Source organism: Anaerotignum faecicola, assembly GCA_024460105.1.
GTDB lineage: Bacteria > Bacillota > Clostridia > Lachnospirales > Anaerotignaceae > JANFXS01.
This window is the reverse complement of record JANFXS010000300.1, coordinates 1-445: the sequence shown is the minus strand read 5'-3', so window position 1 is coordinate 445 and position 445 is coordinate 1. Positions and strand designations below refer to the sequence as shown.

At 49.9% G+C, this 445-nt stretch carries 1 protein-coding gene; it reads right to left on the bottom strand.

What is annotated here, in order from left to right:
- Nucleotides 1-445 (bottom strand): polysaccharide biosynthesis protein (locus NE664_14065; protein MCQ4727760.1); only part of this gene is annotated, 445 nt, incomplete at both ends.

Below are 445 nucleotides of genomic sequence, written 5' to 3'. Positions count from 1 at the left end.
CTTCGCATAAGCCCCGGCCTGCAGCACCAGGCTTACCGCCTCGGGAATCGTCATAAAATACCGGATAATATCCGGATCTGTAACTGTGACCGGACCGCCATTTTCGATCTGCTTTTTAAATAACGGGATCACGCTTCCATTGCTTCCCAGAACGTTGCCAAACCGCACCGCGACGAATTCTGTACTGCTCTTGCTGTTGCACATCTGAATTACCATTTCACAGAGGCGCTTGCTGGCCCCCATGATATTGGTCGGATTAACCGCTTTGTCGGTGGAAATCAGGACAAAGTGTTTCGTACCGTATTTCATGGCCGCCCTGGCAGTCTTATACGTGCCTATGACATTATTTTTTATTGCTTCGTTAGGGCTGTCCTCCATCAGCGGAACATGCTTATGCGCCGCAGCATGGTATACGACGTCCGGCCGGTATGTTTCAAAAACTGAA